Source organism: Mucilaginibacter sp. HD30, from assembly GCF_054061755.1.
In genome coordinates this window covers 1-14,611 of record NZ_JBSSEO010000001.1, presented here as the reverse complement: position 1 = coordinate 14,611, position 14,611 = coordinate 1, and the positions used below count along the sequence as shown (strand labels likewise).

General features: G+C 44.6%; 7 protein-coding genes, 2 tRNA genes and 3 rRNA genes. 2 read left to right on the top strand and 10 right to left on the bottom strand.

Translation table 11 applies throughout. The features are described from left to right. Positions 1–7: 7 nt before the first annotated feature. Both ACVW2L_RS00060 and ACVW2L_RS00055 read right to left on the bottom strand, forming a co-directional pair. The gene (locus ACVW2L_RS00060) at positions 8–820 is read right to left on the bottom strand and encodes a HEAT repeat domain-containing protein (protein ID WP_457125901.1); all 813 of its coding nucleotides are present in this window, start codon (positions 818–820) and stop codon (positions 8–10) included. Then, a complete protein-coding gene (locus ACVW2L_RS00055; protein WP_457125900.1) occupies positions 810–1,379 on the bottom strand; it encodes an RNA polymerase sigma factor in 570 nt (189 codons plus the stop codon). Before ACVW2L_RS00055 ends, ACVW2L_RS00060 begins: the two co-directional genes overlap by 11 nt. 227 nt (positions 1,380–1,606) lie before the next feature. On the opposite strand from ACVW2L_RS00055, the gene ACVW2L_RS00050 reads away from it, so the two are divergent. Beyond that, entirely contained in the window at positions 1,607–1,975 is a 369-nt protein-coding gene (locus ACVW2L_RS00050) for a hypothetical protein (RefSeq protein ID WP_457125899.1), read from the top strand. Positions 1,976–2,239: 264 nt separating this feature from the next. On the opposite strand, the gene ACVW2L_RS00045 is transcribed toward ACVW2L_RS00050, so the two are convergent. The 3 genes from ACVW2L_RS00045 to ACVW2L_RS00035 form a co-directional block, all read right to left on the bottom strand. Next, positions 2,240–3,382, bottom strand: coding sequence for a putative sensor domain DACNV-containing protein (locus tag ACVW2L_RS00045; RefSeq protein WP_457125898.1), 1,143 nt, complete (start codon positions 3,380–3,382; stop codon positions 2,240–2,242). Positions 3,383–4,190: 808 nt separating this feature from the next. Next, positions 4,191–4,958 (bottom strand): hypothetical protein, encoded by a 768-nt coding sequence (locus tag ACVW2L_RS00040; protein ID WP_457125897.1) that lies wholly within the window; start codon positions 4,956–4,958, stop codon positions 4,191–4,193. A 55-nt stretch (positions 4,959–5,013) separates the two neighbouring features. Continuing rightward, complete coding sequence (locus tag ACVW2L_RS00035; RefSeq protein ID WP_457125896.1) at positions 5,014–7,023, bottom strand: DEAD/DEAH box helicase; 2,010 nt, start codon at positions 7,021–7,023, stop codon at positions 5,014–5,016. 529 nt (positions 7,024–7,552) lie between these two features. Here ACVW2L_RS00035 and ACVW2L_RS00030 point away from each other — a divergent pair. Next, the gene (locus ACVW2L_RS00030; protein ID WP_457125895.1) at positions 7,553–8,380 is read left to right on the top strand and encodes a DUF3667 domain-containing protein; all 828 of its coding nucleotides are present in this window, start codon (positions 7,553–7,555) and stop codon (positions 8,378–8,380) included. A gap of 369 nt (positions 8,381–8,749) precedes the next feature. On the opposite strand, the gene rrf is transcribed toward ACVW2L_RS00030, so the two are convergent. From rrf to ACVW2L_RS00005, 5 genes are all read right to left on the bottom strand, one after another. Then, positions 8,750–8,861 (bottom strand): 5S ribosomal RNA (gene rrf, locus ACVW2L_RS00025). 254 nt (positions 8,862–9,115) lie between these two features. Then, positions 9,116–11,991, bottom strand: a 23S ribosomal RNA gene (locus tag ACVW2L_RS00020). Positions 11,992–12,284: 293 nt separating this feature from the next. Beyond that, a tRNA-Ala gene (locus ACVW2L_RS00015) sits at positions 12,285–12,358 on the bottom strand. An 86-nt stretch (positions 12,359–12,444) separates the two neighbouring features. Continuing rightward, positions 12,445–12,519 (bottom strand) — tRNA-Ile (locus ACVW2L_RS00010). 307 nt (positions 12,520–12,826) lie between these two features. Next, a 16S ribosomal RNA gene (locus ACVW2L_RS00005) occupies positions 12,827–14,348 on the bottom strand. The 16S, 23S and 5S rRNA genes sit together here with 2 tRNA genes alongside, the layout of an rRNA operon. Positions 14,349–14,611 lie beyond the last annotated feature (263 nt).

Here is a 14,611-nt window from a genome sequence, read left to right as displayed (position 1 = left end):
TAATGGGTTAAATTAAACTCTTGATGGTTTCTGTTAATTTCTCGCGTACACCTTCATTTAAACCGGGTGCTTTAAGCAGCTTTTTTAACGGCTTTACGGCCCGTTTCTCCTGCAGTTTGAGCATTATATCCGCAATGGCCGACTGCATTAAAGGCGATTCCTGCTGTGTTACGGATCTGATCAATCCTTCCCTAACCTCCGGATGGTCGGCAAGTTTGGCCAGGGCCTCTAATGTGGTTAACCGCACGTTTACGTTAGCATCATTATTCAATGTGCTTAACAAAGCCGCAATAACTTGCTGATCTGCGTTGTCCAGCTCTTCGGTATAGCTAACCGCCTTCATCCGCTCAGATGCTGATGGATTCTCAAGCATGGCCAGCATCATGGTTTGCTTCAGCTCGTTTACCTGGCCGCTCAATTCTGCAAGCTGTTTATCCTGCTGCGCACCTTTTCCTTGCCAAAAAACCATGTATCCGCAGAAAAAACTCAGCAACACAACCACCAACTGGTAACTCAATGGCCATGCCGAAGGCCGGTTCCATAATTGCGCTAAACCTTTGCGAAGTTTAGCCAACGCACCTTGTTTGGCCTCCGCTTGCTTATAGTTTTGCAGCATGGCGTTAAAATTGTCCTCCATTGCCGGTGAAGGTTCGGGCGTTTCAATGGTTGCCATATCCTGCCAAACCATGCTTAACGCTGCCAGTTCTTCGCGGCAGGCGGGGCATGCTTTTAAATGTTGCTCCAGCCCGGCAGCTTGCTCGCTGTTAAGTGTATTTTGTAATCTTCCTATAAACAATTCTTCATAATGCTCACATTTCATAGCGCTCTTTGTTTAATGTTGTTAAATAAACATGCTTTAACTGATGCATGGCCCGGTGCAGTCTAACTTTTACCGCCCCCTCTGTTATGCCAAGTATCTCTGCCACTTCCTGGTTCTTCAGCTCCTGAAACCTGCTTAACGACAATATCTCGCGTTCAGCATCATTCAGAGCACTCATCGCACGTCGCAGTTGCTCGGCGCTTTGTTTTCGCTCCAGGGCCTCCTCTACATGTGTATGACCGGGTACCATATCAATCATATCATCAATGTGCGCGGCAGCCATTGGCAGTTTTTTACGCCGGCCCTGATCTTTTATCACATTGCGGGCAATGGTAAACATCCAGTGCAAAAATTCGCCGCTGCCCGTAAAGCTTTCGCGGTATTTCAGCATCCGGTAAAAAACCTGCTGCGCCAGATCCTCGGCAACGTCGCGCTGATAGGTCATATGATACAAAAAGTTAAACAGTGTCTTGTGATGGCGTTTAAACAACAGCCCCATCAGGTCAAGATTCCCTGCTTTTACTTTCAGCATAATGGCGTTATCAGTAAGCGTGTTCAATTAATATATTGTGTTATTATCCATGTAAACTCCTCCAAAAATATTTGGTTACAGAAATTTAGGTTTTTTTTGCTAAATCGGTATTAGTAATTGGAGATTAGTTAATTAGTGAGGGTATTATTGTTGGCGCTATCTCAGAAAATTATACACCCGGCTATTATTAACACGCTTGGCCAAGCCGCGGAGGCTTTGCATACGGTTGGCCCTTCGCTCTTGCTTTGCCCGCTATGGCCGCGGAGGCCTTCTTCTTTTTTCTTGATAAAAAAGAAGCAAAAAATCAAGTCAGGCTGATCGCTGCCACTTCACAGGCCAGACTCCCGGCCGCGCACCCTGACGGGCCTTTGCGCTTCTTTTCTTTTAGCACTATTTATTATTGGAAGAGAACCCGTCAGCAGGACAGCTTCGGACGAAATCAGGCAAAAGACGGTGGGCATGTGCGCAAGCAGGGGCATAGTAATTTTTTGCTGAAGCCGGGGCGCGCGCGAGCGAGAGCGGGGCAAAAATTTTACAGCCCGTGTTTTTGCCTTATTTGCAGGGCAGGCCACGTGCGGCAAAGAAGCCTTTCTGCTGACTTGATTTTTGTTTCTTTTTATTAAGAAAAAGAAAAAACGCCTCCGCGGCAAATGAGCGGGGCAAGCCAAGTGCGTAAAAGCCTCGCCAGCGATAGGTAATGTGGTTAGCAGCTCATCTTTAATACAAGAAAAAGAAAAAAGGCCTCCGCGGCAAATGAGCGGGGCAGGCCAAGTGCGTAAAAGCCTCGCCAGCGATAGGTAATGTATTTAGCAGCTCATCTTTTAATACAAGAAAAAGAAAAAAGGCCACAGCGGGGAAAGATAGGCGCGTCGGCCTTAACAGGCTGTTTACAGCAACAACGTATCAATCCTATGCGCATGCACCATCTCCATATCTGGCGCCCAGGCAAAAACGGTAAAATGCCCATCCTGCGATGCTACCAGGGCAATCGCATCCCGCTGATCATACACAAACTGGGCAGCCGCTAAATGGCGCGTACCGCCGCTTTTGCTGGGATGAACGTAGCGCGGCACCGAATCAATAACCGGCTCGGTAGTAATGATCTCATCCACCGGCGAACTCATTTCCGCCCGCGCCACTTTAGCGCCAAAAGCCATCACCTCGTAATCGCGGTTAATAATGGTGGCCCCGTCAACAGCAGTAAAGCCGCCCACGGTATCAATAGCGCGGTGCAGGGCATCGCGCCAGCCCAACCGCAGCCGCTCAGTAGCGTTCTCCTGCATCAGCGCTGCAACGCCGGTAAATGGCGGCGTAACAGGGTAAGCAATTGGCTGCACAATAGATTTCATCCAGTCATCAGTGTACGACGGCACAATCAATACCAGTCCCCCCCGTTTGTGCGACCGCATGGCAGCCGCCAGCTCAACAATAATATTAACAGACTCCTCCAGTAAAAACGAAGGCATATTGGCTAATGACGTTAACAGGCCCGGGCAATGCAGCAAACCCGTGTTCTGCTCGTCAATCACTTTTATCTCATCACCTTTTAAAACGGCAATGTTTACAAACTTGCCATAGCCATCAATGCGGCTGTGTTTTACCACCAACATGCCCGGCTCAATAACCTCTAAAACCAGGCAAATACCCGGTATGGCCAGCGTGGTGCCCCACACGTACAGCTCTTCGTTATCGTCAAACCAAACGCCCAAATGTATCCCGGGGCTCTCAACCGCCGGGGCCAGTTTGGTAAGGTTGTGCGGCGTAAGGCGCAGCCGGTTACCAAAAACCAATGGGTGTATAGCCTGATGAGGCGGCAGCAACGCCAGCGAAATCTTTGGCGATTTACCCTCCTCTTTACGCAAACTTGCCCAAAAACAAACATCAATTACCGACTCAATAATAGCCGCCGATGGTTCGCAACCCAAATCAAGCGCACCCTGCAGCCGCGCATCAGCCAGGTGAGTAGCAAAATGGGCCTCAATAGTTGGCGCCACTACACGGGCGGGTATGTAAGTTGATTCTGATAGCATGCGGTTTACTGCTGTTGCGGCCTTAAGATAGATAATTAAATGATGTTCTTCAAAAGTAGGCTAATTAGTTTTAAGCTTTGGTCATTTGTAGGTTAAGATTGGGGTTTGCGTGAGTTTAGGTAGCAGCAGTGGCGGGTGGCAGGTGATGAGTGGTTGGGTGATTAAGTGGATGGTTGATTAGGAGGATGGTTGATTAGGTGATTAGTTGCAATTGCCCAAATATTGCACTATTACTATAGAAGCACCACGTCAGCAGATCAGCTTCGGGCGAAAACGCAATGCGCAACTGGCCCGCGCGTTGGGAAAGGCATCAGTAACGTTGCGGTACAGGCTAACAAAGCGGACTGGTTAACCCGCCGCAACGGGACGTAGCCGTGGCGCATTGCGTTTTGCAGCGCAAAGGCCATGTGCGGCAAAGAAGCATTTTCTGCTGAATGATTTATTCACTTGTTGTTTGTTTTTTATGTTCATGAGATCGCTGCGCTTAGTTTTGTTTCTTTTTATCAAGAAAAAGAAAAAAGGCCTCCGCGGCCAGAGCGGGGCAAGGTAAGCGCGGTGGGCATATGCGCAATTAATAACAATGGCGTTGCCTGCGGCCCGCGCTATCCACTCATACGCCCGCAGGCCTTAGGCGCTGAGGCCGGTATCCGTTGCTAACGCAAGACTGTTGGTTCAGTAGCATAACGCGACGGTTTGCAATAACGAGACGGTACACCCGGTACGCGTGTGCAGCCGATGGAGGAATGGACTCCGGCAGCGATTGAAAGCCTGCAGGAGAATGTATACCGTTTATCTTCAATTTATTAGATTACGAAGTAATTAAGTTGAATTTTATAGAGTCTCCGTTTTCAATGTAGCTGTCCGTCGCAGCTAATATTTCAGAAATGTTGGGCGCAATATTTTCTTTTAATAATCCAGGCTGAACTGCAACAATTTTAAATTGAATCATTTTGTTTAAGGCAAAGATTTTGTTTAAGAGGATGTTGTCCCCAATTATAAAAGTCGAAGGATTCGTTCGACTTAGTCTCTTTTCTATTTTATCTTTTAGGATTGCTGAATTGGTCCATACGCCAGACTTTATAGATTGGCCACAAACTTCATATACGTCGTCAACTCTATTTCCTGTCAATTTACCCCCTGATCCCTTACAGTGATACAATTCGATTTCCAACGAATATGTTCCATCTTTAATGAAAACGAAATCCGCCATTTCCCCTGAACCATGGTCATAAATTAGTACATCAGGGTTTCTACCTATCAAAAAGTTTTCGATTTTTCTATGTATGTGAATTTTTCCAGCTGAATTGCCGGAAAATTCGCACTCAATGTCCGTATCGCTCCAGTCTAAAACATTCACTTTTTGGATATTGAAAGACGAACCATTTCTTATTGACTTCTCACTGATTTCGTTTAATCTTAATGAAGCGAAATCTTTAAAATAAAATGTTATCGGATATTCATGTAAGAAGGTGGATAATTCAATACTCTCAGCGTCTTGCGTAATTACAAATAGTTTGTTATACCCAATGGAATTCCGAACAAAGAAATCTTCTATAGTGAATTTATATTGCTCCATGAATACCTCATTGCCAATATAGAAGCATATCTCATTTTTACTTGATTGAACTAAATCAATAATGATTTCTAAATCTATGAGCGTCCCAAAATGCAAAAATCACATCTCCAGGTATAGCTGCAACCACTTTTCTCATGCTAATTTTATCCAGGTCAGTATTTGTCACTACTTCCTTAGTATTAAGAATTTTTATGGAAAGGGCAGAACACCATTTTATAAAATCTACGATTGTCGAGGTTGCATTACTCCAAACTTTGCTCGAACTACTATACCCAATCGTCTTGTAAGATCCACCTTCCTGACCTCTCAAAAACATATGCCCACCTTCATACAAGTTTATTTCGTTTGACTTAATAGCGTTTTGAACATGTGACCCTGCTTTTATTAAATAGGACTCAGCATTATTGATAGTATTTTTGCTTCTTAATCCTAAATTGAATACTTCAGGATTACTTAAGTCTGCAATTACCTTATATATTAACTCCAATGGTAATTGTTTAGGTATACCATCTAAATACTGTTCGGCAATTTGTTTATAGGTATCAAGTGTTTTTCGTGTAGAGTTTATATATAGTAATTGACTATTGGAGTCATAATAGATTATAAACAAATTAAAATTAACATTTATAAGTTCATCTGTGGATAACCATTTCGGCTTTTGGATTTCTTTCGTAATGTACACTGCTACAGATAACTCTTCGCTGACGAAATGCTTATCAATATTGTTATCCGGAATTATAATCTGCTTTAAAATATTGATGCTTCTTGGCACCTCATATATTTTTACGTGATGGAATGGTTTCAGAGAGTATAATGATATATCCCTTTCATCTTCAAATTCGACCGGCTGTGATACAAATTCCTTGAGAGTTTTTCGCACGTTTAATTCACTTGCAATAGTATTTTCGCTAATCTCAACTATAATGTCTTTCCAAACCGCGCCTTCCTGGTATAATTCTAATTTAAGAAATTCTATTTCATTCGGAATTGCAAGGAATTTTGCCGAACCAATGTTTGCAGCGTTTGTTCTCGCAAATCTTCCTATGAATTGAAGTGTGACCGCCAAAGATTTGTGTGGATGATGTATTACTCCAATTTTTAAATGAGGAAAGTCGAACCCTTCCCCAAGCATGTCAACACAAATAATTCCATCCAATTCCTCCTTTAGAAGTTGCGAGATAATTCCATTAACCTGCTTTGACGAAAATGTACTATCGATGCGCTTCAGCCTTAAAGTGGTGTTTTTTGAATACACCTCCAAAAGTTCCTTGGAGTGTGTTTTTGTATCAGTCCTGATTAGTAAGTAGTGTTTAAAACCCTTTTTTTTATCCGCGTCAAAAACCCGCTGCGCTTCTCCTGCCAGACTAATATCGTTTGAACGGCCCGCATACTCTTTAACTGCTATAAAATCAATAGGCCCAAATATGTTATCCTCAAATGCTTTCGAAATCGGATAATTATATATAAAACTACCTTTTATTTCTTTTTTATCTCGCCTAAACGGAGTGGCGGTAAACAAGATTTTCTTAGCTTTTGTAAAATGTTTCAATAGAGAATTCCATGTATGCGCTGGGCTGTGATGAGATTCATCAATTAATACTAGGTCAAATAAACCGTCGGGAGGATTTACCTGCCAACTGTTAATTGGCAAGCTATTTGGCGTAGAGACTACGACATCAAAATTTGATAAGTCGTTCCATTTTGCGTCAGTGTCAAGAACCTCAGTAACTTCTTTGACTTTTGGCGTTTTAATGTTTTTGGATAAAATTCCGTTATCTATCAATACGCTTAAGTTTCCAAATCCCTCAGAAATTTGATTTCTGACGAGTTTACTTGGAGTAATTACTAACACCCTCCTAACCCGTAAAACAAATGCAGAAAGGAATAGAACTCCAGTCTTCCCCGAACCTGTTGGCATAATAATAATAGCTGGTTCTCGGTCGTGAATTGTGAAGTGACTTGATATAGCATGGATTGCTCCAAGTTGAGCATTTCTCAGCCCTTTTTTTGTGCCTGTTTGGATAGGATATGATAAAGAATCATAGTTATCACTGAAATAACTCATTGATTTATAATTAGGTTAGCCCAAAGATAATAAAAATACTACACTCCCATTAACGCGCGTATGCAGCACGGCTAAATTTTACTCTTCCCAATCTGGCGCGAGTATGCAGCGGGCGGCAAAGGTGTGGGAGTACTCGTGACTTTCTTGTAGCTATCATGTCTTTTCAAGCGCCCTACGTTTCAAAAGCGTTTCACCATCCCCCTAAAAACGATGAAAATTCAATCTTTACCAACCACTTGATAAACAGTAAGTTAACGCGATTTTACAGCTAAATTTTCCTAACGAATAAGTAGTTTCATTCTGTTTCACCCTAAAGTTGCAAACCAATTATAATCAGGCATTTACGGTAAAAGGCGTTTCATTTGTTTCGCATGTGTCGTATATTTTTGTGAAACGCATACATCCTGCCCACTGCCGCACTTGTGGGATGACAACACCTGGAGGCTGCATAATAGCACCAACACCCATCCAACCTCAGCTTGTTAACTACTAATTAAATATATATATTTGGTTATAAGCACAGCCTGTAATGACTACCACAATTTGCAAAAACTGCCAGCACGACCTGCCCGAAACATTCTGCCCTAACTGTGGCGAAAAACGCTTCGATAAGCATCAATTAACCATTAAACATTTCGCCGAAGAAACGCTGGAGGGCTTAATCCATTTCGATACCAAGTTTTTGCGCACCATAAAAACGCTGTTTACCAAACCCGGTCAGCTCGCGTCAGACTTTGTAGAAGGGCGGCAAACCCGTTACATGAAACCCATTGCGTTTTTTATAGTAATAAACCTGCTGTTTTTTATGCTGATGATGTTTAACCCTTACAGCCTTTCGCTATATAACTACACCCATTATAAACCTTTTACAAATTATGATACCGAGCGCATTGTGGCTCAAAAAATAGCAGATCTGAAGGTTACAGAGAAATTATATGCAGGTGTTTTTGATACCAAAATAAAAAGCGAATCAAAGGCCTATATTTTTGCATTTATCCCAATTTACGGCATCATGTGCAGTTTATTATTTATTACCTACAAACGCATGTTTGTGGAGCACCTTATATTCGCCCTGCATTTTGTGGCCTTTATTTTATGCGTTTTCTTTTTAGAAATTTATTGCATTATGTTCCCGCTTGCAGCCTTTTTTAATGGCAAGCACCAAAGCGACATTGACCAGTTAGTAGGCATATTAACGCCAATTTTAGTAGGAATATACTTCTTCCTTTCCGTCAGGCGTTTTTATGGCTCCAATATCTGGTGGAGCCTTGTAGCCGCCGGTGTTATAGCATTTACTTTTTTCGATCTGATACAAGCCTACCGGATGCTGTTATTTTTTAAAATACTGTATTTATAAAGGCCTTAAAAACACGCTAAAACGTGCCAGAAAGTGCTCGAAACGCTCAAAAACATAGCGTTATTATTGAATATGTGTTTTACCCGCTTTTGTGGCGGCTAAAATTCCCTTAATTAACAGGTATTTGAATATTTGTCCCCACCTGTCCCAACTTGTCCCAGGCATATACTGCAAACTGTTTATTACCAGCTGCTTAGTTAAACCAGGTGTCTCAGCTGTCCCACATTGTCTCATCCGCACGGTGGGACGGTGCGGGGATGTGGAGATGGTTGATGGTAAAGAGTGCCATGAACTAATGACCAATGACAGCGCAGCTTAAGGTAAGGCATAAAAAAAGCCCCACATCTTTCGATATGGAGCTGATTTAAGATTGGGCACCGACCTACTCTCCCACGTTTTACCGCAGTACCATCGGCTCTGGCGGGCTTAACTTCTCTGTTCGGAATGGGAAGAGGTGGACACCGCCGATATAGGCACCTGAAGATTTTTTGTTAGTATTTAGTAGCGGGTATCAAGTAACAAGACCTGTATACCGCTTAACCAACAGTTTTTTATTTGTTTGTTCTATATCTGTACGCTGTATCTTGATACTTGATACTAACTACTTGATACTTAAACCAAACAATGACATATTATTGAAAGAAGCAAATGAATTCGAGAAAACAACAGCATTAATTAGAATCTATCTGTGTTGTGTTGTCAGGGTGCAGACAAGTCTGCACCCCTATATTCCAACCGAAGAAAGCTTCGGGCGATTAGTATTACTCGGCTATGATGTCACCACCTTTAGACCTGTAACCTATCAACGTAGTAGTCTGCTACGACCCTCAATGGAAGTCTCATCTCGTGGCTAGTTTCGCACTTAGATGCTTTCAGCGCTTATCTATTCCCAACGTAGCTACTCTGCAGTACACCTGGCGGCATAACAGATTCACCAGAGGTTAGTCCAACCCGGTCCTCTCGTACTAAGGTCAGCCCCACTCAAACTTCCAACGCCCACAACAGATAGGGACCGAACTGTCTCGCGACGTTCTGAACCCAGCTCGCGTGCCACTTTAATGAGCGAACAGCTCAACCCTTGGGACCTTCTCCAGCCCCAGGATGTGACGAGCCGACATCGAGGTGCCAAACCTCCCCGTCGATATGAGCTCTTGGGGGAGATCAGCCTGTTATCCCCAGCGTACCTTTTATCCTTTGAGCGATGGCCCTTCCATGCAGAACCACCGGATCACTATATCCGTCTTTCGACCCAGCTCGACTTGTCTGTCTCACTGTCAAGCAAGCTTATGCTATTGCACTCCGCGTACGGTTACCAAGCGTACTGAGCTTACCTTTGAAAGCCTCCGTTACCTTTTTGGAGGCGACCACCCCAGTCAAACTACCCGCCAAACAATGTCCTCCGCTATGCGGAGTTAGACACCAAATACAGAAAGGGTGGTATTTCAACGTTGACTAACTGACTCCTAGCGAAGCCAGATCACAGTCTCCCACCTATCCTACACATCCTGTATCCGATATCAATGTTAAGTTGTAGTGAAGGTGCATGGGGTCTTTCCGTCCCGTTGCGGGTAACCGGCGTCTTCACCGATACCACAATTTCACCGAGCTCATGGCTGAGACAGCGCCCAGATCGTTACACCATTCGTGCAGGTCGGAACTTACCCGACAAGGAATTTCGCTACCTTAGGACCGTTATAGTTACGGCCGCCGTTTACCGGGGCTTCGATTCAATGCTTCGCCTTGCGACTAACATCCCCTCTTAACCTTCCGGCACCGGGCAGGTGTCAGGCCTTATACGTCATCTTTCGATTTTGCAAAGCCATGTGTTTTTGTTAAACAGTCGCCTGGGCCTTTTCACTGCGGCTGATATTGCTACCAGCGCCCCTTCTCCCGAAGTTACAGGGCCATTTTGCCGAGTTCCTTAGCCATGATTCACTCGAGCACCTTAGGATTCTCTCCTCGACTACCTGTGTCGGTTTACGGTACGGGGTTTTATAACCTGAAGCTTAGCAGGTTTTCTTGGAAGTCTGATTACCTGAACTATCCCATCCCCCGAAGGTTCCGAGTACTATCGGCTTTCAGCAAAGTCTGCGTACTTAACTACAAACTCTATACCTACGGCCTTTAACGAACTATTCCGTCAGTTCGCGTCAGTTTCACTACTCCGTCACTGCATCGCAGTTATAAAACGTACTGGAATATTAACCAGTTGTCCATCGGCTACGCCCTTCGGCTTCACCTTAGGCCCCGACTAACCCTGATCCGATTAGCGTTGATCAGGAAACCTTAGTCTTTCGGTGGGCGGGTTTCTCTCCCGCCTTATCGTTACTTATGCCTACATTTGCTTTTCTATTCCCTCCACAGTCAGTTACCTTCCTGCTTCGCCGCAAATAGAATGCTCCCCTACCAGATGCATTACTGCAAATCCATAGCTTCGGTATACCGCTTAATGCCCGTTTATTATCCATGCCCGATCGCTCGACTAGTGAGCTGTTACGCACTCTTTAAATGAATGGCTGCTTCCAAGCCAACATCCTAGCTGTCTGTGCAATCGGACCTCGTTAGTTCAACTTAGCGGTAATTTGGGGACCTTAGCTGATGGTCTGGGTTCTTTCCCTCTCGGCCATGGACCTTAGCACCCATAGCCTCACTCCAGCGTATATTATAAAGCATTCGGAGTTTGTCTGGATTTGGTAGGATTTGACTCCCCCGCACCCAATCAGTAGCTCTACCTCTTTATAACTCAACCGCCAGGCTGTTCCTAAAAACATTTCGGGGAGTACGAGCTATTTCCCAGTTTGATTAGCCTTTCACCCCTACCCACAAGTCATCCGGAAACTTTTCAACGTTTATCGGTTCGGTCCTCCAGTACCTGTTACGGCACCTTCAACCTGCTCATGGGTAGATCACAAGGTTTCGCGTCTACCTCCACTGACTATGCGCCCTATTCAGACTCGCTTTCGCTTCGGATCCGTGTCTTAAACACTTAACCTTGCCAGTGAAGAGTAACTCGTAGGCTCATTATGCAAAAGGCACGCCGTCACCCCAGAAGGGCTCCGACCGCTTGTAAGTATACGGTTTCAGGTTCTATTTCACTCCCCTGTTCGGGGTTCTTTTCACCTTTCCCTCACGGTACTGGTTCACTATCGGTCTCTCAGGAGTATTTAGCCTTACCGGATGGTGCCGGCAGATTCCCACAAGGCGTCTCCGACCTCGCGGTACTCAGGATACCACTATCTTATCATTACTTACCCGTACGCAGCTCTCATGCTCTATGGCCGGGTTTCCCACCCCGTTCCGGTTCATTTTGATAGTCATATTGTGGTCCTACAACCCCGGTTATGCCGTAACATAGCCGGTTTGGGCTTCTTCCCTTTCGCTCGCCACTACTCAGGAAATCATTATTATTTTCTCTTCCTCTGCTTACTTAGATGTTTCAGTTCAGCAGGTTTGCGCTATTGCAACTAGTCTTCAACTAGTTAGGTTTCCCCATTCAGAAATTTACGGATCAAATCTTATTTGCAAATCCCCGTAACTTATCGCAGCTTATCACGTCTTTCATCGCCTCTGAGAGCCAAGGCATCCCCCGTATACCCTTTCTTACTTTCTTCTACCTTTGCCGCCTTTTGCTCGGCATGGTATGTCTTTATTATTTCAGTCAGTTGCTTTTTTAGTATCAAGTTTTAGTATTAAGTAGCAAGATTTACATCTTGTTTCTTAATTCTTAGTTCTTGATTCTTAAAAACAACGTCCCTACTGTTGTTTTCTCGTTTTTCAATTACTTCTTCCAATATGTCAAAGAACGTTTTGCTTCGCAGATTTGAGTATTGAGATTTGAGTATTGAGATTGACTTACGTCTTTTCTCATATCTCACGTCTCATGTCTCACATCTTTGAGGCATCGTGGAGAATAACGGATTCGAACCGTTGACCCCCTGCGTGCAAGGCAGGTGCTCTAGCCAGCTGAGCTAATCCCCCTTAAGATTTTAGTATTAAGTAGCTAGTATTTAGTATCAAGACTCTCATCTTGCTACTTGATACTTACTACTAAGTACTTCACCTTGTAGTCCCGAGCAGATTTGAACTGCTGACCCCTACATTATCAGTGTAGTGCTCTAACCAAGCTGAGCTACAGGACTTCTCGATTTCGGATCGCTGATTTACGATCTCGGATTTTTAGTCAATCGTAACTCGTAAATCGTAAATCGTAATTTCTTACAATCCCGCCTCTCAGATGTTATCGCCACTGTGGCTTCATCTTTTGGGTTTTCCTTAGTGTTTGTAATTAGTGAGTTAGTGATTGAGTGAATTAGTGATTGTTTCCTTTCGGTTACTAATCTCTATTCAACTAATCTCTATTCAACTAATTTAAAAGATAATCATGTAGCGAGCTGTCCTGCTCAGTTATCTGTCAGAAAGAACAGATCAGGGTGGGTATTGCTCCAGAAAGGAGGTATTCCAGCCACACCTTCCGGTACGGCTACCTTGTTACGACTTAGCCCCAGTTACCGACTTTACCCTAGGACGCTCCTTACGGTTACGCACTTCAGGCACTTCCAGCTTCCATGGCTTGACGGGCGGTGTGTACAAGGCCCGGGAACGTATTCACCGCGTCATTGCTGATACGCGATTACTAGCGAATCCAACTTCACGGGGTCGAGTTGCAGACCCCGATCCGAACTGTGATCAGCTTTGTGAGATTGGCATCCTGTTGCCAGGTAGCTGCCCTCTGTACTGACCATTGTAGCACGTGTGTAGCCCCGGACGTAAGGGCCATGATGACTTGACGTCGTCCCCTCCTTCCTCTCTATTTGCATAGGCAGTCTGTTTAGAGTCCCCACCTTAACGTGCTGGCAACTAAACATAGGGGTTGCGCTCGTTGCGGGACTTAACCCAACACCTCACGGCACGAGCTGACGACAGCCATGCAGCACCTAGTTTCGTGTCCCGAAGGACTAGAGCGTCTCTGCTCTATTCACTAACTTTCAAGCCCGGGTAAGGTTCCTCGCGTATCATCGAATTAAACCACATGCTCCTCCGCTTGTGCGGGCCCCCGTCAATTCCTTTGAGTTTCACCCTTGCGGGCGTACTCCCCAGGTGGAATACTTAACGCTTTCGCTTAGACGCTGACCGTATATCGCCAACATCGAGTATTCATCGTTTAGGGCGTGGACTACCAGGGTATCTAATCCTGTTTGATCCCCACGCTTTCGTGCCTCAGTGTCAATATAACCATAGTAAGCTGCCTTCGCAATTGGTGTTCTGTGACATATCTATGCATTTCACCGCTACTTGTCACATTCCGCCTACCTCTAGTTAATTCAAGTTCTTCAGTATCAAAGGCACTGCGACAGTTAAGCTGCCGTCTTTCACCCCTGACTTAAAAAACCACCTACGCACCCTTTAAACCCAATAAATCCGGATAACGCTTGGATCCTCCGTATTACCGCGGCTGCTGGCACGGAGTTAGCCGATCCTTATTCTCAGAGTACATTCAGCTCGATATACATATCGAGGTTTATTCCCCTGCAAAAGCAGTTTACAACCCGTAGGGCCGTCTTCCTGCACGCGGCATGGCTGGTTCAGGCTTCCGCCCATTGACCAATATTCCTTACTGCTGCCTCCCGTAGGAGTCTGGTCCGTGTCTCAGTACCAGTGTGGGGGGTCATCCTCTCAGATCCCCTAAACATCGTAGCCTTGGTATGCCGTTACCACACCAACTAGCTAATGTTCCGCATGCCCATCTTGATCCTATAAATATTTGATTGCTTTATGATGCCATATTGCAATGTTATGCGGTCTTAATCTCTCTTTCGAGAGGCTATCCCCCTGATCAAGGTAGGTTACATACGTGTTACGCACCCGTGCGCCACTCTCATTAGGAGCAAGCTCCCAAATCCCGTCCGACTTGCATGTATTAGGCCTGCCGCTAGCGTTCATCCTGAGCCAGGATCAAACTCTCCATTGTAAAATGTTGTGTTTGATAACTTCCTGACTCTACTTATCTTTTTATTCTTTGGAATTGTCTAATAAATAGAATCTCTAGTTATTTGTATTATATATCTTTATACAATACCCTTCCCCCTATATTCAATCTATCCTTCTTCTTTTCTAAACTAAACAGTTTGACTTGATTTCTCCTCCACTCGCTTGCGCTTGCTTCGAATCCCTCGCGTCTTACCGCTCGTTACATGATTGCATCTTTTAAAAGAACTTTCGTCGTTCTCTGTC

Coding starts and splice junctions, on each gene's coding strand:
- ACVW2L_RS00060 (WP_457125901.1), bottom strand. CDS start 820: ATGAAATGTGAGCATTATGAAGAATTGTTTATAGGAAGATTACAAAAT.
- ACVW2L_RS00050 (WP_457125899.1), top strand. CDS start 1,607: ATGGCCGCGGAGGCCTTCTTCTTTTTTCTTGATAAAAAAGAAGCAAAA.
- ACVW2L_RS00045 (WP_457125898.1), bottom strand. CDS start 3,382: ATGCTATCAGAATCAACTTACATACCCGCCCGTGTAGTGGCGCCAACT.
- ACVW2L_RS00040 (WP_457125897.1), bottom strand. CDS start 4,958: ATGGAGCAATATAAATTCACTATAGAAGATTTCTTTGTTCGGAATTCC.
- ACVW2L_RS00035 (WP_457125896.1), bottom strand. CDS start 7,023: ATGAGTTATTTCAGTGATAACTATGATTCTTTATCATATCCTATCCAA.
- ACVW2L_RS00030 (WP_457125895.1), top strand. CDS start 7,553: ATGACTACCACAATTTGCAAAAACTGCCAGCACGACCTGCCCGAAACA.